Here is a 17,458-nt window from a genome sequence, read left to right on the forward strand (position 1 = left end):
AACAAAGAACTGCTTATTAGCAATATAAAACATCCGGTTTGGCAATTAAGGTTTAGTGCAAAATTTTAAACCTGGTAATTGTAAAATAATAAGTCAGGCAATAATATTACTTTAAGCTGTAAGTCTTGGCCAAAAGTATAGGTTAGCTAACCCCAGTCCAAATATAAAATAATGATTTTAACTTAATTAATAGCCTTTTGGGGTTAAGAAAAACTAGGCAAATTAATTATATTTGTTTTTACGCGTTAATGTCTGCCAGTCATGAAAAAACGCTTTCTATTTTGCCTTGCCTTTACGCTGTTGCTGGCTTTTAAAGCTAGTGCTGCCGAGATTCTGGTACCCATGGATGCGGACCAGAAAGACCACCTGAAAGCTTACGGCGTAGCTTATTGGGTATTACAAAACCAGCAGGAAGTAGATTGGCTGCTGAACTACCGGGGCGGCAGCTTTGCTTTTAAGCACGCCCCAAATATCGAAAATGAGTTAATGGTGCGGGGGGTAAGTTATTCGGTAATATCGGATGCGCAATATTCGGGTATTCTTACGCAAATTGCCAGCCCGGAAGTAAATATGGAATTGATGAAACTGGAGAAAGCGCCTAAAATTGCGGTGTACTCGCCCAAAACCAAACAACCCTGGGACGATGCCGTAACCCTGGTGCTCACTTACGCCGAAATTCCTTTTGACCTAGTGTTTGACGAAGAAGTGCTGGATCAGAAATTATTAAAGTACGACTGGCTGCACCTGCACCACGAAGATTTTACCGGCCAGTATGGTAAAACCATTCGGGGTTTCCGTAACCAGGATTGGTTTAGGGAGGCGCAACAGGAAGCCGAAGATATTGCCAAAAAATACGGTTACGCCAAAGTTTCGCAAATGAAGCTGGGCGTAGTAAAAAAAATTAAAGCCTATGTGGTCGGCGGCGGCTTTATGTTTGCCATGTGCTCGGCTACCGATACCTACGATATTGCCCTGGCCGCCGAGGGTATAGATATTGTAGATGTAATATTTGATGGCGATGGCGTAGATGCCGATGCCCAGCAGAAACTGGATTTTAACAAAACTTTTGCTTTTAAGAATTTTAGCTTAAACCTGAACCCGTACGACGGCGAATTTTCCAGCATCGATAACCAGCGGCGCGAGCGCAACCTGTACGAGCACAACGATTTTTTTTCTTTGTTTACTTTCTCGGCCAAGTGGGATCAAATACCGGCCATGCTCACGCAAAACCACGAGAAAACCATAAAAGGATTTATGGGCCAAACCACCGCTTTCAAAAAAGACCAGGTAAAAGCAGATGTAATTGTAATGGGCGAAACAAAATCGGCGGGCGAGGTGCGCTATATTAATGGTACGGCCGGCAAAGGCACCTGGACTTTTTACGGCGGCCACGACCCCGAAGATTACCTGCACATGCCCGGCGAAGAACCCACCGATTTAGCTTTGTATCCCAATTCGCCCGGTTATCGCCTTATCCTGAACAATATTTTGTTTCCGGCAGCCAAAAAGAAAAAGCAGAAAACCTAAGAGCAGGCCATAAAAGCAGAGTATTATAATTTAAATAATTAAACTGTTGCTGACGGCCGATGCTTACGGAGTTTTGTAGAAGCCAGCAGACCCTATGATAGGGCCGTAGCCCAGCAATTACGTCAGCATATTTTTTCAGTGGGCAACACCATCGACCTGGCCAACGGCTACCGTGCTTTCCGGGGCTGCAATTCCAAAACGGAGGCCCTGGTGCGTAAACGAGGCTTTTTACCAAATGAAAGAATATTACTAAGCCTGCTAATACCAAACGCAGATTATAGTATAACTTTAACTTTATAGCTGCAAAAGTATTGGCAAGATAAAAGGCTTGGCGCCCGAAAAATATTATTGGGTACTAAGCCTTTACTTATTAAAAAGCATCAACTGTTTATTTAGTTATCCGTTACTTTTAATATAATGTATTCATCTAAACCGTATGGAACCCGATTCAGAATCTTCTAAAAATCCTTCCCGGCAAGACCAGCTAAAGCCTTACCTGAAATATTCTGGTTTGGGCTTTCAGATGATTGCGGTTTTGGTGCTGGCCGCCTGGGGTGGCATGGCCCTGGATGATAGAATGGGTAATAAGAATCCGTGGTGGACCATTGGCCTGATGCTGCTGGGGGTAACGGCTTCGATGTATATGATTATCAAATCTGTAATAAAAAAATAGGTTTATACTTTTTGGTGCGTAATTTTGTGCCCTATTTAAAACCTATGTCTTTCTCACGCAATATTTTAGTGCTTTCTTTATTGTTAGTAGCAGTTATCGGGGCGCTGATATATTTTACCGGCTACAACTACGTACACCCTTTAACCTGGTATATACTGCTGTTTTTTGCCAGTATAACCTGGGCTACTTTCTATTTTATTCACAAAAGCATTGGCGAGGATGCCGGTAGCTTCCAGTTGTATTATTTCGGGTCTTCGGTTGCCCGGGTGCTGCTCAGCATGTTTGTAGTATTTTTTTACGTGTATTTTGCTGCCGAACGGGAATTCCAGTTTGCGATAAATTTCTTTATTATTTATTTTATTTATACTGGTTTTGAAATCTATAGCATATTGAGTAACTTGCGCCAAATTTCGAAAAAGCAGGTGTCGGAATGATGTTTTTACTGCTAATTTTTGAATTTAATAAGCTCTTAATGAAGAAGTTATTTACGTTAATTTTCTCTCTTTTTGCGATTTCCGGATTTGCGGCCGAACCAGCCGCCGAAGGTGGTAAATTCGATCCGGGCCAGATGATTACCCATCACATTGGCGATGAGCACAGTTGGGAGTTTGCCCATGGTGCAACTTTGCATTTGCCGGTGATTTTGTACGGTAAAAACGGTCTGGATATTTTCTCTTCTAAAAACTTCTACGACGAGCACGGTAACCTGAAACCCTATAATGGTTATGTAAAGGAGCATAGTCATATTTATTATGCCAACGAAGCAGGTGAGCCGGTAGTAGAAACCAATGCGGAAGGTAAAGAACATCACGCTGGTCCTTTGGATTTCTCCATCACTAAAAACGTAGCTTCGTTGTTTCTGAGCGTGGCTTTGCTCTTAATTATTTTCTTTACCATTGCTGGCCGTTATAAAGCCAATGCGGGTAAAGCGCCTAAAGGTATTCAGTCTTTCTTCGAGCCTATTATTATTTTTATTCGCGATGAAGTGGCTAAACCCAATATTGGCCCCAAATACGAGCGGTACGTGCCATACTTATTAACTATATTCTTTTTTATCTGGTTTAATAATATGCTGGGTTTAATGCCCGGTGGCGCTAACTTAACCGGAAATATAGCCGTTACGTTGGTACTAGCAGTATTTACTTTGCTGGTTACTTTATTTAGCTCAAACAAAGCTTATTGGGCGCACATCTTTAAAACGCCAGGTGTTCCGGTAGCGTTACTGCCCATCATGATTCCGATTGAATTAGTAGGTATATTAACCAAGCCGTTTTCCCTGATGGTCCGGTTATTTGCTAACATTACCGCCGGTCACATTATTATATTAAGCTTATTCTCTTTAATATTTATTTTCGAGAACATTGCTATTGGGCCCGTTAGTGTTGCCTTTGCCATTTTTATGAACTTCCTGGAGTTGTTTGTAGCCCTGTTGCAAGCTTATGTGTTTACCTTGCTTACCGCTATGTATTTTGGCGGTGCTACTGAAGAACACGACCATGTAGAAGATATGGGCTTTGGCGGAAACGTTAAAGACCACCATTAATAAGGATTTTTTTTATTTTTTAACTCTATAATTTTACAATTATGTTATTAGCAATTTTGCTTCAAGTGGTGCAAGGGCTTTCTGAAGGTACAGGTTTAGCAATTCTGGGTGCCGGTATTGGTGCTGGTTTAGTTGCTTTAGGTGCCGGTTTAGGTATTGGTAGAATCGGTGGTTCAGCCATGGAAGCTATCGCCCGTCAGCCAGAGGCTACTGCTCGTATCCAAACTGCGATGATTATCGCGGCAGCTCTTATTGAAGGTGTTGCCCTGTTTGGTGTGGTAGTATGTCTTCTTATTTCTTTCAAAGGCTAGTAAAGCCTCTAATTTTTCAGCGGACCGGCGCTTAGGGCATGCCTTTGCGCGCGGGCCGTTGAAAAAGAAAGAATCTGCCAAGCATAACACACAATTGTAGAGAAGAAAATAAGCAGCTGTTAAGAGGATAAACCTCTGATTCAATTAAACAATAAACCAAAATAAAGTAAAATGGAATTAGTAACACCGGGTATTGGCCTTATTTTCTGGCAAACCGTTACGTTCATTATTGTATTATTTTTATTATCTAAATTTGCCTGGAAACCGATTATGGCTTCTTTGCGTCAGCGCGAAGATTCAATTGAGTCGGCGTTGCGGATGGCCGATCAGGCTAAATTAGAGATGCAGGCCCTGAAAGCAGATAACGAAAAATTATTGCAGGAAGCCCGCATTGAGCGCGACCGCATTCTGCGCGAAGCCAGCGAAGCCGGTACTGCCATCATAGAACAAGCCAAAGCCAGAGCCAACGAAGAAGGTACCCGCATGGTTGCTAATGCCCGTCAGGCCATCGAAAACGAGAAGAAAGCTGCTTTAACCGAAGTTAAAAATACAGCGGCTACGCTTTCTATTGAAATAGCCGAGCGTATTCTGAAGCATGAACTGGCGAACCCACAGGCGCAGCAAGCCTTGGTAAACGCTTATATTAAAGAAGTAAACCTTAACTAATTGTTGAATGGCTAAATTGTTTAATTGTTAATCTTCTTCGGAAAAACAATTAACAATTCAACACCTAACAATTTAACAATATAAAAGATGTCTGATATAAGAGTTGCTTCCCGTTACGCCAAATCCTTGCTCGACCTGGCCCTGGAAAAAGGCTTGTTGGAACAGGTTTATCAGGATATGGTGCTTTTTGCTAAAACGGTAAAAGACAACCGTGATTTTGAGCTATTCCTGACAAACCCAATTATTAATCACGGTAAGAAACTGGCTGTTTTAAAAAGTTTATTTACCGGCAAGGTTAGCGATTTGACTCTGAAGTTTTTCTTGCTGGTAACGGAGAAAAACCGCGAAGCAATTTTGGCCAGCGTATCTACGGAGTTTATTAAACAATACAACGATTATAAAGGAATCCTGATTGCGCATGTAACCACAGCCGTTCCTTTAACGCCGGAACTGAGAGTTCAACTAGTACAAAGGCTGGCGCAGCAAACCGGTAAAACCATTCAGTTGCAGGAAAATGTGGATTCTGCTTTAATTGGTGGCTTAGTGGTGCGCATTGGCGATTTACAGGTAGATGATTCTATCAAGACCAACTTGCGGAACCTGAAAAATAAATTTAAGGAAAATCCTTATATCAACAAGCTGTAAGGAATTTGGTAACCGGTAAAACTGTTACCTCAATCGGTAGCCTAAAAGCACCGGCATTGCAAAAACGAAATAACATAAAAAAATAATCATGGCAGAAGTAAGACCTGATGAAGTATCCGCAATATTAAGGGAACAATTATCTGATTTCAGAACCGCAGCCGAATTGCAGGAGGTAGGTACCGTACTGCAGGTGGGTGATGGGGTAGCTCGGATTTACGGCTTGTCTAAAGCCCAATCTGGTGAGCTATTGGAGTTCGAAAACGGATTGCAGGCACTTGTTCTTAACTTAGAAGAAGATAACGTAGGAGCCGTAATGTTGGGCGACTACAGCGAAATAAAGGAAGGCGCTACTGTGCGCCGCACAAATAAAATTGCCTCTATTAAAGTAGGTAATGCCATGGTTGGCCGGGTAGTAAATACCTTAGGTATTCCTATTGATGGTAAAGGCCCAATTGGTGGCGAGCTGTACGACATGCCTTTGGAAAGAAAAGCGCCAGGGGTAATTTTCCGTCAGCCGGTAAACGAACCCATGCAAACCGGTATTAAAGCGATTGACTCGATGATTCCGGTTGGCCGGGGCCAGCGGGAGTTAATCATCGGCGACCGCCAAACGGGTAAATCTGCCGTGGCGATTGATACCATTATTAACCAGCGCGAATTTTTTGAAAGAGGCGTGCCGGTTTTCTGTATTTACGTAGCCGTAGGCCAGAAAGCTTCTACCATTGCGCAGGTGGTTAACGCCTTGCAGCAAGGTGGTGCTATGGATTACACCGTGGTAGTAGCAGCCGCTGCTTCTGACCCAGCGCCAATGCAGTTCTTTGCGCCATTTACCGGTGCCGCTATTGGTGAATTCTTCCGTGATACCGGTCGTCCGGCTTTGGTAGTTTACGACGATTTATCGAAACAAGCGGTGGCTTACCGCGAAGTATCGTTGTTGCTGCGTCGTCCGCCAGGACGCGAAGCTTACCCCGGTGACGTATTTTATTTGCACTCTCGCTTATTAGAGCGGGCGGCTAAAATCAACGCTTCGGATGAGATTGCCCGTAACATGAACGACTTGCCAGATTCAATCCGGCATTTAGTAAAAGGCGGTGGTTCTTTAACGGCTCTTCCAATTATTGAAACCCAGGCTGGCGACGTTTCGGCTTATATCCCAACCAACGTAATCTCTATTACCGATGGTCAGATATTCCTCGAAACTAACTTGTTTAACTCTGGTATTCGTCCGGCTATTAACGTAGGTATTTCGGTATCGCGGGTAGGTGGTAATGCCCAGATTAAATCCATGAAAAAAGTGGCTGGTACGCTTAAGCTGGACCAAGCGCAGTTCCGCGAATTGGAAGCTTTTGCGAAATTCGGTTCTGACCTGGATGCCTCTACCAAACTGACTATTGAGCGGGGCCGCCGTAACCTGGAAGTACTGAAGCAACCGCAATTCTCGCCGGTACCGGTAGAAGAGCAGGTAGCCATTATTTACTGCTGTACTAATGGTTTATTAGACGATGTTCCGGTTAACGAAGTAAGAAGCTTTGAAAGAGATTTCTTAGTAACCATGCGCACTTCTCACCCCGATGCTTTAAATTTATTAAGAGCCGGTAAACTGGAAGACAGCGCTATCAATGCGATAAAACAAACGGCGAAAGATCTTTCGGCCCGTTTCAGAAAATAATAAATACCAAAGGAACTTCCGGGTAAAATATTCCGGTGAGTTCCTTCTTTTTATCTATTATCTATTCAATCCGCTTTAAGATTTTAAGAGCTATCAGCTTAGAGCTAGAAAAAAATAAATGGCCAGTTTAAAAGAAGTACGCAACCGCATTGTATCGGTAACCTCTACCCAACAGATTACCAAAGCCATGAAAATGGTGGCAGCGGCTAAACTAAGACGTGCTCAGGACAATATTATCCGGATGCGCCCTTATGCCCAGCGTTTGAGCAGCATCTTAACTAACTTATCGCGTTTAACCGATGATGCCGGAAGCAATGAGTATAGCCAGCAACGCGAAGTAAACCGGGTTTTGGTAATTGCCATTACTTCCGATAGAGGTTTGGCCGGCGCCTTTAATACCAATATTGCCAAGGCTGTTGTTAGCCTGGTAAACGAAAATTATGCTTCCCAAATGGCAGCCGGAAAGGTTGAATTTTTAACCATTGGCAAAAAAGGTTACGAGGCATTAACCCGCCGGGGTTACAAAGTAATCGATACTTATACCGGAGTTTTCCTGAACTTATCTTTTGATACGGTACGCGCCGCTGCCGAATATGCCATGGAGCGTTTTACTGCGGGCTATTACGACCGCGTAGATTTGGTTTACAACGAGTTTAAAAACGTAGCTACCCAGATTATCCGGACTGAGCAATTTTTACCGGTGGTAGAAAAAGCCGAAGCGCAGACCGAAACTACGGCCACGGCTAACCTGAATTATATTTTTGAACCGAATAAAGAAGATATTATCCGGGAGCTGATACCTAAATCGTTGAAAATACAGGTGTACAAAGCAGTGCTGGAATCTAACGCATCGGAACACGGTGCCCGGATGACAGCCATGGACAAAGCAACTGATAATGCCGGTGAATTATTAAAAGAACTTAAATTAACGTATAACCGTTCGCGCCAAGCCGCTATTACTACCGAAATTCTCGAAATTGTGGGTGGTGCCGAAGCTTTGGCAGCCAGCCGATAGTAATAAAATATTACTCCAAAATAGAAAGCGCTTCTTTAACAAGAAGCGCTTTTTTTATTTTAAAGCCGTGTAAATATTGCTGTAGTAATAAGTCGGAATAGTTGTTACTTTGAATGCTTAAGTAGCCAGGCTAAGTTCTTTGCGTACCTTGGCCGGAAGTTTGGCAAATACAAGATTGTAAGATTGTTTAATATATTTTTCCCACTCTTTCGCATTCAGCCGATTAATATTATCTACATATACCCATTTGTATCGGGCTAAATAAGCAGCCGGCGAAAATCCTTCTTTGGCCGCAACTTCTTCAAATATATCGTCGGGTACTTTAAAAGAAGCGGTAGCCGGTGTACTATCAGGTGCAGTTACTAAAAACATTTTGCCGCCTACATTAAAGCAAAGGTGGTTATCCCATTTTATATCTTCGGTTACGCCCTTCAACTGTTGGCAAATATTTTGTATTAATTCAATGGTCATTCTTTATTAATTACGCTTAGTCAAGTCCTGTAAGTAGTTATTTAATAATAAAAAGAAGGCGCTACTGGTAATTAATATAGTAGTTTAAAAAGGTTGATTATTCCGATAACTTCATCAAATGCGTTTTCTCCTTTCAAACGCGCAATGCTGCTTTCCAGATCTTCTAACATTTCGTTAAGCTCATTCTTTTTACGGGCTAAATTCATGATTTTTACTTCTCCCGGAAACATAGCGAGCCGGAGCAATGGTTGGTAGCGCGGGTGTTGCATCAGCGAAAAAGATTCCTCTTCCAGGTCAGCTATTTGCTCTTTTAGTACCTCATTATAAATTTTGAGTTTATCGTCGGTCAGCTTTTCTAAATTTGCTTCTTCTTTCTCAATCCATTCTAATTCTAACCTTAAAAGGGTGTGCAGGTCATTTTTTTCGTAAGCCGTTGTAAGTTCCCGCATACGTAATTCTTTGTAGGCCTTTAATTCGGCCTCCTGTTCCAAGTCGGGGTGAAGGACCTTGGCCAGTTGTTTATATATCCGGCTAATGCTTTTGCTTTTTACTTCGGCAGCTTGCTTTTCGCGTTCTTCCCGCTCCAGTAGTTTTTTTGATTTTTTCCGGTCCGGCACCTCTTGATCTAAATCCTGGGCTTGTTGCAGTAATTTCTCTTCCATGGTCTGCATTTGCTCCATCATTTCTTCGGGGCTCATATCCGGGCACAGCTCGTCAAAGTTCATCTGGAAACCAAATTCCTCGAATATTTCGGTCATTTCGGATTTCATCTGATCGAAGTCCTGTTGTTGGGCCTCCTCGTATTTTACTCCTTCTACAGCTTCAAAAGCTTTTTTAAGTTCCTCGTCTGGCTCTTCATCGCTAAAAGAAAGCACATCGTTTAGCTGCTCTGCTAATACATCTCTTAATATTTTTTTATCTTTTTTGGGCAGCAGCTTTTTATTGGTGTAGTAGGGCAAAAGCAATTGTAACGTTTGCCGCCGCAAGGCTACTAACTGCTTTTCTAAAGGATGAATATTTTCGCCGTAAAAAGCCAGCTTTTCGTCTAGGATGCGACTGGTATTGGCTATTTCCTGCTGTAGCTTTTCTATTTTTTTGGTCAGCCGATTAAAGGTTTGCTGCGGCTTGCTTAAAACTTGCTGCTTTGGTTTTGTAATAGCTAACTCTTTTTTAGAAATAGGTTCTTTCGGGAAAATTTTTTTAGGAGATTTTGCCATTTCGGTAAATTTAGAGGCACACTTGCTATAACACACAAACACCCATTAACAGGTAAATTTTAAATAGATAAAAATATTAGGCGTAAATAAAATTAATAAAAACCGGGTAAAGCGAAATAAAAGCAATACTACCTAAACATTTAACTTTTGGTTTTGCTGCTCACGTCATAAAATTGCTTTAACAGCTAAAAAATAGATTTTGCCAGCATTATTCCGCCAAAGGTAGCCGCCAGGCATAATAAAACACTTAGAAAAATATTGCTCAGGGCCAAAGTAGGTTGGCCGGAGCGCAGTAAGTTTAAAGTTTCGTGGCTAAAGGTTGAGAAAGTGCTAAAGCCGCCGCAAAAACCTACCGCTAACAATAATCTTAAAGAAGCGTTCGCGCCATTTCTGAAATCGAGGAAACTCAGGAGAAAGCCCAGAATTAAACTTGCCAGTATATTAATTATTAAGGTAGCCAGCGGGAAGGTAGTTATAATGGCTAGATTAATGGCCCGTCCCAAGCCAAATCTTACAACACTACCTAGCCCACCACCCAGAAATACAAGTAAAAAGTCTTTCATGCTAAACAAATATGCGAAAGATAATATTTAAACTGCTTTGGTATAAGCGGAATTTGCAAGTTGTTTTAAATCCGTAATAATTTGATTTTACCAGATAGAGAAACCGTAAGCAGGATTTTGGGAATATTGATACCAAATAGTAATTACAACCTTTTAAAGTTATAATATAAAACCCCTTATTTGTCATGCTGAAAGCATCTATTGGTTAGAAAGTAGAGGAGGTAATTTTCGCTTAACTAGAGTTACCCGTAAAGGCTTCTATCCAATAGATCTTTCCAAGATGACAAAAAGAATATGGAAGATATAAAAACCATCTGGTATAATTTGTCAGGTAAAGCAAACAGCAAAATGAATTTAAATTATTCAGCGGATAAAGTGGTTTCACTCAAATCTGGTTCCGTTTCATTCGGGGGTAATGGTTGCAGTTGTAACGTATTGGTTAAGTAATTTAACAGACTTTGCGGGTCGGCGGGTTGCGACCGGAATGCAATATAATTATCGGGCCGAATAAGGTAAAAAGCATCTTCTACTATGCCAAACAAGCCATATACGCCGTGGTTTTGGTTGTGCGGATAAAGAATATGGCATTTTATCAGGTTGGGTAAATATTCCTGTAAAGCAGTTTCCAGTTCTTCCTGTAATTGTTCGGCCCGGTCGGTACCAAAGCTGCTTTTAAAAATGAGTAAGGTAAAATACGGGTTGCGTAATAGCGAATAAATACTCACCAATTTATCGTAATCGGAACTGAAAACCTGAATAAAAGGTACCCGGTCGCCGGGGCGCGGTGCTTCTTCCGGAAAATGATTGCCATCGGTGGGTGTAACGGATAACTTGCTTTTGCGGTACCGGATGCCAATTTGCGAAACCCGCCGGAATATTTCGGCCCGCATATAATTGGGCCGGGTTAGTTTACTTAACAGGGTAGGTAATAATTTTAACCGGAGGTAACTCAGTATTATATTTTTGCTTACCATTAGGCTAAATACCCGGTCGGTGGTAGAAACCAGGGTTTTGGCAACCGGCAAACGTTCGGCCTGGTAGCTCTGCAATAATTCCGGAGGAGCAGTTTTGTTCAGAACCAAAGCCAGTTTCCAGGCCAGATTATAAGCATCTTGCAGGCCAGTGTTCATGCCTTGGCCGCCCGCCGGACTATGAATATGGGCAGCATCGCCGGCTAAAAAACAGCGGCTCAGGTTAAACGGCTTGGCGTAGCGGTGGTGCAGTTTATAAGTAGAGAACCAGTTGGTATTGCTAAATATTACTTTAAAGCCGAGTTGCTTTTGTAAGCTGGGTGCAATGCGGTCGAAAGTAAGATCATCGCGGTTAAGAAGGTGGGGCGGCAAAAAACTTACCACCCGGAAACGTTTATTACCCGCCATCGGAAAAAAGGCAGCCAAGGTTTTATCGGCCAGGCAAACAAATATTTCGTTGTGGTTAAAGTCCCAGTCTACCTGAGTATCGGCTACTAAAAAAGTATGCTCGTAGGTGCCCCCAATAAAATCAATATCTAACAAATGGCGCACGCGGCTGCCGGCGCCATCAGCACCAACCAGCCAATCGCAGGTAATTTCTTCTTCGGTAATATCTTTAAAATGAAGCGAGGCTTTTACCTGCTCTTCGTCTTGCGTTAATTCCTGCAATTCGGTATTCCAATCAACCTGAATATGATATTGCGCTAAATATTGCAGCAGCAGTTTTTCGGTTTTGCTTTGCTCCAGAATGCACATAAAGGGGTAAGGGCTCTGGCCTTCGCCAATGCCCTGCAGGTTAATATTTTGCACCCAACGCCCTTTTATAATAAAGTTAAGGCCGGTAGCCGGATGCCCTTCTTGTAAAGCTTCTGTTACAATACCCATCTGCTCAAATATTTCGAGGGTGCGGGCCTGTACCACCAGCGCTTTCGATTTATTACTCGGACCCGAATTGCGATCGATAATCCGGAAAGAAATGCCGCGCATGGCTAACTGGCAGGCTAGCATCAGGCCAGTTGGGCCGGCACCAACAATCAGCACATTGGTATGATTTTTAGCTAAGGCCATGTGGTAAAGATACGTGGGTATTTAATGCTAAACGGAAGCAGTTTAAATTAATAATCTGTTAAAAAAGCAGGTTGCTTCCTGTGTACGTAAAAGAGGAACGGCTGCGTACACAATTTTGAGGTTAATAAAGGGCACTATTTTTTATAAAATAATTGCAGCTGCCTGAACTTAGGTAAATTCTTACTGAGCCGAAGCCGTAATTAAGCAGGAATGCACCGTAAAACTATCAATCAAAAAATAATGGTTTACAATTTCTGAACAATCGGGTTAAAAGCTTTGGCAAATACCTTTACCTGATCGCCGGGCTGCAAATTTTGAATTTCCTCAGCGGTAGCAACGGTTTTAATAATATTATTCCCAACCAGAATATCCAAAATAAAGACAACGCCGTTTTCCCGGATGCTTAATATTTCGCCTACTAACTGAATTTTACTGCTGAGCCGGGTTTGGCCAAAAACATCGTTAGGGGTGCCTTGTGCCATAATTTTACCGTTTTCCAGGCTAATAATATAATCCGATAGCCGGTAAATTTCGGATAATTGATGGCTAACCAGCAGGGTGGTGGTATTAAAGCTTTTGTGCAAGTGATAAATTTCGGTTTGCAGGGCCTGGCGCATTTCTAAATCCAGGGCCGAAAGTGGCTCGTCGAGGAGCAATATTTGGGGTTGACGTACGAGGGCGCGCATTAAGGCCACGCGTTGTTGTTGGCCACCCGAAAGTGTTAGCGGTTTGCGGTTTGCCAGTTGCTGCAAGGAGGCCCGTTCCAGTAAATCGTCGATTAGTGGTTTATTGGTTTTGCCGTTGAGCGCATACTGTAAGTTTTCGCGCACGGTCATGTTTGGGAACAAGGCGTAATCCTGGAAAACAAAACCTATTTTTCGTTGTTGGGGTGGTAGGTTAATATTTTTATTTGTATCGAGCCAAACCTCACCATTTACGGTTATGTAACCTTCGTCGGGCTGAATAAGGCCGGCTAATATTTTTAAGATAGTGGTTTTACCGACGCCCGATTTGCCGTAGAGCGTACAAAAACTGCCAGGCGCCAGCTTAAAATTTACTGCCAAATCGGTTGCGCCGGCGGCCATTTGCAATGTTTTCCGAACTTTAATCTGAATCATAGGCGCAACAAATATTAAATATTACTCCGGAACAGCGTTTAACTACAGGTTTTAACGGTTGAGAAAATCAGCTAAAAGTTTAAAAGGTTTTAACCAGTCGTTTATTAATTAAATAAACCGAAAGCAATATTAAAAAAGACAGCAGCAATAATACCAGCGAATAAACGTGCGCCGACTGGTAATTTAAACTTTCTACTTCGTGGTAAATCGCAATAGAAACTACCTGGGTTTCGCCGGGAATATTGCCGCCAATCATCAGCACTAAACCAAATTCGCCGATGGTATGGGCAAAGGCTAAAACTATACCGGTGAGCAACGCGGGCCGAATATTAGGTAATAATACCCGGAACAAAGTTTCGATTTTAGTACGACCTAAGGTGTAAGAAGCTTCGGTTAAAGAACTGGGCAAACTTTCTAAACCGGCCTGCAAGGGCTGCACCATAAAAGGCAAACTATAAATTATAGAACCCACCACTAAGCCGGTAAACGAAAAAACCAGCGGCAAATTAAAATATTCGTTAAAAATGCGGCCCGGAAACCCCGTGGGGCTGAAAGCTAATAATAAATAAAAGCCCAGCACCGAAGGCGGCAACACAATGGGCAAACTAATAATGGCTTCGGCTACTGGCTTTAACCGCGAACGGCTGTTGGCCAGCCACCAGGCCAGCGGGATACCCAACAACAAAAGCAAGAAAGTAGTAATGGCTGCCAGTTTAAAGGTAAGCCAAAGCGGTTGCCAATCGAGTTGCATCTTAAAAAGAGCCCTCCATTAACGATATCTCATTGGTTTTAACCAGGCCAACTACGCTATCACCAACGGCCAGTTGCAGGTCCGTAACCGATTGCGTGGTAATAATGGCGCAAAGCAAATGGCCTTTAAAATCCAGAATAATGCGCGAAAGCACAGTGCCGGCGGTAATTTCCTGAACTGTAGCCGCAAAACGGTTGCGTAAGCTTAAACCACCAGTCAAATTTTTGCCAATCGCCATCTCGGTTTCTTTAAATACCATATTTATCTCCTGGTTAGGTTTTAAATAAGCCGCTGTTTGGGGCGTATCAATTATTAAAGCCGAAAAAGTTTCGCCGGTGGCGCTTACCGTAACCAGCGAAATATCTTTTTCGGTGGTAATTGATTTAATTACGCCTGCTAGCCGGTTCATGGGTTAAAAATTTAATTTAACGAATAGCCGTATTGTTTAAATATTAATTTGGCCCGCGCACTAAATAAAAACTTATAAAACCGCTGGGCCTGGGCTAAGTTACGGCTCCGCGCCGATTTTAATATTACAGCGCTCTGGGCAATAGGCGGGTAAACTGTTGGGTTTACCGATACATATTTTCCTTTCCCTTTGATGGCCGGGTCCAGTACTACCGATTTGGAAGTAAACCCAAAATCTACCACCCCCGATAAAATATATTGGTTGGCCTGGGCAATGCTTTCGGCGAATACTAATTTAGGCTTGGCTATAGGTTCTAGCTGGTAATGCTGCATGGCTTTGCGGGCGGCATCGCCGTAGGGGGCTAGTTGCGGGTTTGGAATAGCTATTTTTTTTACGGTTGGGTCTTTTATTAATTGCAGGCCTTTGGTTAAATCCAGGTTCCGGGTAGTCCAGATAACCAAAGCGCCGTAAGCATAAACTTCTGGTTTGCCCTGGGTAAAGCCTTTCCGGTACAAGGTGTTGGGGTAAAAAGTATCGGCCGATAAAAACACATCGAAAGGAGCTCCTTGTTCTATTTGGGTAGCTAGCTTGCCGGAAGAGCTAAAAACAAAATCGACGGTGGTTTTGGTTTCTTTTTCGTAGGCTGCTTTTAAGGCCTGCGCCACAAATTGGGCGTTGGCGGCAACGGCTACCCGTATTTTTTGCGCTTGAGCAATCTGGTAAGTTAAAAAAAGTAAGGTTAAAAACAGAAAACGCAACATGAGGTATTAATGGCTAGCCCTGGTAATATTTGAACAACCAGGTTACGAAAATAAAGTAAATCCTTTTAATATTTAAGGCGAAAGCAGTTTTCGGGAAAGATTAAAATTTTAATTACGCGTAGAAACAAAAATTAACCCAAAAGAATATTCAATACAGTTTTAAAGCAGATAAATTTAAAAATTTTAAAGAGCTTACATTTTTGTTTAAAATTTCGTAAATAGATACGGATGGTGTTATCTTTACACCATTAAAATCAGAAATTTAATATTTTTTATACTGATGAAACAACTGTTACACCAAAGTAACGGTAGCGGGTAGTAAGCAGTAGATAAATTAAGATTAGAGCATCCGGAGCCGGGCAAAAGTAGTATAAACATAAATTAATTAGTGCAAGGCTCCTGCAACAAAATATTATATTAATAATTACATGACAAGAAAAAACAATCCCTGGCACAGTGTAAAATACGGTGAGAACGCACCAGAAGTAGTTACCGGCATTATTGAAATTCCGAAAGGTTCGAAAGCAAAATATGAACTTGATAAAGAGAGCGGCTTACTAAAACTGGACCGCGTATTATTTTCAGCGGTGCATTACCCGGCCAACTACGGTTTTATTCCGCAAACTTACTGCGATGATAAAGACCCGCTAGATATTCTGGTAATTTGCTCTATTGACGTAGCGCCTATGTGCATTATCGATGCCAAAGTAATTGGGGTAATGCAGATGATTGATAACGACGAGGAAGATGATAAAATTATTGCTGTAGCGGCCCACGATATGTCGGTTAACCACGTGAACGATATTTCGCAATTGCCACCGCATACCTTGTTGGAAATCCGCCGTTTTTTTGAAGATTATAAAAAGCTGGAAAACAAGGAGGTAATTGTTGAACAGTTTTTAGGCCGGGAACAAGCTTACGGAATTATTCAGAAGAGCATAGATTTATACAACAGCACTTTTAAGGGGCAGGTTAAAGAAGTTATTTAATAATAGCTACCTTTTATAGGCACAGGTCTGGCAATTTAAACACCCTTAACCTAAATTATACTTAAGTGAGCCTGGAGCCGTAGTACCCTGCGTACTATTGTTGCAGGCTTTATTTTTGTAAACCTGGTTTTGGGGTGCCAATAAAGCCTGTAAGAATAAATCTATTATCAGATGGTTCTGTTACCACGTAGAAATACGAAATTGCACCGGTTTTTATTTTTATTTAGTTGAGCTTACTCCCAATCAGGCTACTTAAAAGCGCAGGAAACTATTTGTTTTTCGGGAATATTTTTATCTCGGGGTGCGCCTTTTGCCAGTTCTGGACTACCTGTTTGTTGTGGGAGTTGCCCTTACCGCTGGCACTAGGCTTGTTTGTATTTCTCGCCACTTTTTTGCTTTATAATTTCGATAGATTATTACCATACAAACTGGCGCAGCAAGCCGCATTTTCGAACCGGCGGGCCTGGGCCGAGCAACACAAAGCCGTCATTATTAGCTTAATGGTTTTAGCCGGAGTAGGCGCTTTGTATCTTTTTTTTAAGGTTATTTTGTTCCGGTATAATATTTTACTGCTGGCGCATTTGGGCGTATTAGCGGTATTGTATTCGCTGCCGGTATTACCCATTAGGGGCCAATTGTGGCCGCTCCGGCACATACCCTTGCTCAAAATATTTCTGATTGCCTACGTCTGGACGTGTGTAACCGTTTGGCTGCCGTTGCTGGCCTATAACCAACCAATATTTTCGGCGGAAGCGTGGTTATTTTTTCTGCGGCGTTTCCTGTTTATCCTGCCTATTACTATTATTTTCGATATTAGGGATGTAGAACGCGACCGGGCTACCGGCACCATTACTTTGCCCGGTACCATTGGAATAAATAAAGCCAAATTTATTGCCTGGAGCAGTTTAGGCTTGTTTTCTTTGCTCGTCGGGCTCACCCCGCCGGAAACCCACCGGGCGGCCTTATGGCTGTCGGCGGTAATTACGGGTTATGTGGTTTGGCAGACAGATGCTACCAAAAACGAATATTTTTTCTCGGTTATAGCCGATGGCATGATGGTTTTGCAGTTTTTGTTAATCTGGCTGTTGTAA

19 protein-coding genes are annotated in these 17,458 nt (G+C 42.4%); 11 read left to right on the forward strand and 8 right to left on the reverse strand.

Going from position 1 to position 17,458, the window contains the following annotated elements; all coding sequences use genetic code 11:
• Nucleotides 1–261: 261 nt before the first annotated feature.
• From F0145_RS12105 to atpG, 9 genes are all read left to right on the forward strand, one after another.
• The gene (locus F0145_RS12105; protein ID WP_150088673.1) at nucleotides 262–1,527 is read left to right on the forward strand and encodes an asparagine synthetase B; all 1,266 of its coding nucleotides are present in this window, start codon (nucleotides 262–264) and stop codon (nucleotides 1,525–1,527) included.
• Nucleotides 1,528–1,963: 436 nt separating this feature from the next.
• Nucleotides 1,964–2,200: an AtpZ/AtpI family protein gene (locus F0145_RS12110; protein ID WP_150088674.1), complete on the forward strand. Its 237-nt coding sequence runs from the start codon at nucleotides 1,964–1,966 to the stop codon at nucleotides 2,198–2,200.
• A 44-nt stretch (nucleotides 2,201–2,244) separates the two neighbouring features.
• Entirely contained in the window at nucleotides 2,245–2,634 is a 390-nt protein-coding gene (locus F0145_RS12115) for a hypothetical protein (RefSeq protein WP_150088675.1), read from the forward strand.
• Nucleotides 2,635–2,672: 38 nt separating this feature from the next.
• On the forward strand, nucleotides 2,673–3,743 hold the full coding sequence (gene atpB, locus F0145_RS12120) for a F0F1 ATP synthase subunit A (protein WP_150088676.1): 1,071 nt from the start codon (nucleotides 2,673–2,675) through the stop codon (nucleotides 3,741–3,743).
• Nucleotides 3,744–3,784: 41 nt separating this feature from the next.
• Nucleotides 3,785–4,054 (forward strand): ATP synthase F0 subunit C, encoded by a 270-nt coding sequence (gene atpE, locus F0145_RS12125; protein WP_150088677.1) that lies wholly within the window; start codon nucleotides 3,785–3,787, stop codon nucleotides 4,052–4,054.
• A 171-nt stretch (nucleotides 4,055–4,225) separates the two neighbouring features.
• Nucleotides 4,226–4,720 carry a F0F1 ATP synthase subunit B gene (locus tag F0145_RS12130; RefSeq protein ID WP_150088678.1) on the forward strand — a complete coding sequence of 165 codons (495 nt, stop codon included), beginning with the start codon at nucleotides 4,226–4,228 and terminating at the stop codon, nucleotides 4,718–4,720.
• An 87-nt stretch (nucleotides 4,721–4,807) separates the two neighbouring features.
• Nucleotides 4,808–5,365: an ATP synthase F1 subunit delta gene (gene atpH / locus F0145_RS12135; protein WP_150088679.1), complete on the forward strand. Its 558-nt coding sequence runs from the start codon at nucleotides 4,808–4,810 to the stop codon at nucleotides 5,363–5,365.
• Nucleotides 5,366–5,453: 88 nt separating this feature from the next.
• Nucleotides 5,454–7,034, forward strand: a complete 1,581-nt coding sequence (gene atpA, locus F0145_RS12140) for a F0F1 ATP synthase subunit alpha (RefSeq protein ID WP_150088680.1) — start codon at nucleotides 5,454–5,456, stop codon at nucleotides 7,032–7,034.
• 118 nt (nucleotides 7,035–7,152) lie between these two features.
• The gene (gene atpG, locus F0145_RS12145) at nucleotides 7,153–8,049 is read left to right on the forward strand and encodes an ATP synthase F1 subunit gamma (RefSeq protein WP_150088681.1); all 897 of its coding nucleotides are present in this window, start codon (nucleotides 7,153–7,155) and stop codon (nucleotides 8,047–8,049) included.
• Nucleotides 8,050–8,166: 117 nt separating this feature from the next.
• Here the strand turns inward: atpG and F0145_RS12150 are convergent, their stop codons facing one another.
• From F0145_RS12150 to modA, 8 genes are all read right to left on the reverse strand, one after another.
• On the reverse strand, nucleotides 8,167–8,520 hold the full coding sequence (locus F0145_RS12150) for an MmcQ/YjbR family DNA-binding protein (RefSeq protein WP_150088682.1): 354 nt from the start codon (nucleotides 8,518–8,520) through the stop codon (nucleotides 8,167–8,169).
• 71 nt (nucleotides 8,521–8,591) lie between these two features.
• Complete coding sequence (locus tag F0145_RS12155; RefSeq protein ID WP_150088683.1) at nucleotides 8,592–9,737, reverse strand: hypothetical protein; 1,146 nt, start codon at nucleotides 9,735–9,737, stop codon at nucleotides 8,592–8,594.
• Nucleotides 9,738–9,922: 185 nt separating this feature from the next.
• Entirely contained in the window at nucleotides 9,923–10,300 is a 378-nt protein-coding gene (gene crcB / locus F0145_RS12160; protein ID WP_150088684.1) for a fluoride efflux transporter CrcB, read from the reverse strand.
• A 359-nt stretch (nucleotides 10,301–10,659) separates the two neighbouring features.
• The gene (locus tag F0145_RS12165; RefSeq protein ID WP_150088685.1) at nucleotides 10,660–12,339 is read right to left on the reverse strand and encodes an FAD-dependent monooxygenase; all 1,680 of its coding nucleotides are present in this window, start codon (nucleotides 12,337–12,339) and stop codon (nucleotides 10,660–10,662) included.
• A 245-nt stretch (nucleotides 12,340–12,584) separates the two neighbouring features.
• Nucleotides 12,585–13,457, reverse strand: coding sequence for an ATP-binding cassette domain-containing protein (locus F0145_RS12170; protein WP_150088686.1), 873 nt, complete (start codon nucleotides 13,455–13,457; stop codon nucleotides 12,585–12,587).
• 79 nt (nucleotides 13,458–13,536) lie between these two features.
• Nucleotides 13,537–14,208, reverse strand: a complete 672-nt coding sequence (gene modB, locus F0145_RS12175) for a molybdate ABC transporter permease subunit (RefSeq protein ID WP_150088687.1) — start codon at nucleotides 14,206–14,208, stop codon at nucleotides 13,537–13,539.
• A gap of 1 nt (nucleotide 14,209) precedes the next feature.
• Nucleotides 14,210–14,617, reverse strand: coding sequence for a TOBE domain-containing protein (locus F0145_RS12180; protein ID WP_150088688.1), 408 nt, complete (start codon nucleotides 14,615–14,617; stop codon nucleotides 14,210–14,212).
• Between the two features lie 11 nt (nucleotides 14,618–14,628).
• A complete protein-coding gene (modA, locus tag F0145_RS12185) occupies nucleotides 14,629–15,378 on the reverse strand; it encodes a molybdate ABC transporter substrate-binding protein (protein ID WP_150088689.1) in 750 nt (249 codons plus the stop codon).
• Nucleotides 15,379–15,806: 428 nt separating this feature from the next.
• Here modA and F0145_RS12190 point away from each other — a divergent pair, with 428 nt between their 5' ends.
• Both F0145_RS12190 and F0145_RS12195 read left to right on the forward strand, forming a co-directional pair.
• Entirely contained in the window at nucleotides 15,807–16,367 is a 561-nt protein-coding gene (locus F0145_RS12190; protein WP_150088690.1) for an inorganic diphosphatase, read from the forward strand.
• 272 nt (nucleotides 16,368–16,639) lie between these two features.
• Nucleotides 16,640–17,458, forward strand: coding sequence for a UbiA prenyltransferase family protein (locus F0145_RS12195; protein ID WP_150088691.1), 819 nt, complete (start codon nucleotides 16,640–16,642; stop codon nucleotides 17,456–17,458).

Source organism: Adhaeribacter rhizoryzae, assembly GCF_008629685.1.
Taxonomy (GTDB): domain Bacteria; phylum Bacteroidota; class Bacteroidia; order Cytophagales; family Hymenobacteraceae; genus Adhaeribacter; species Adhaeribacter rhizoryzae.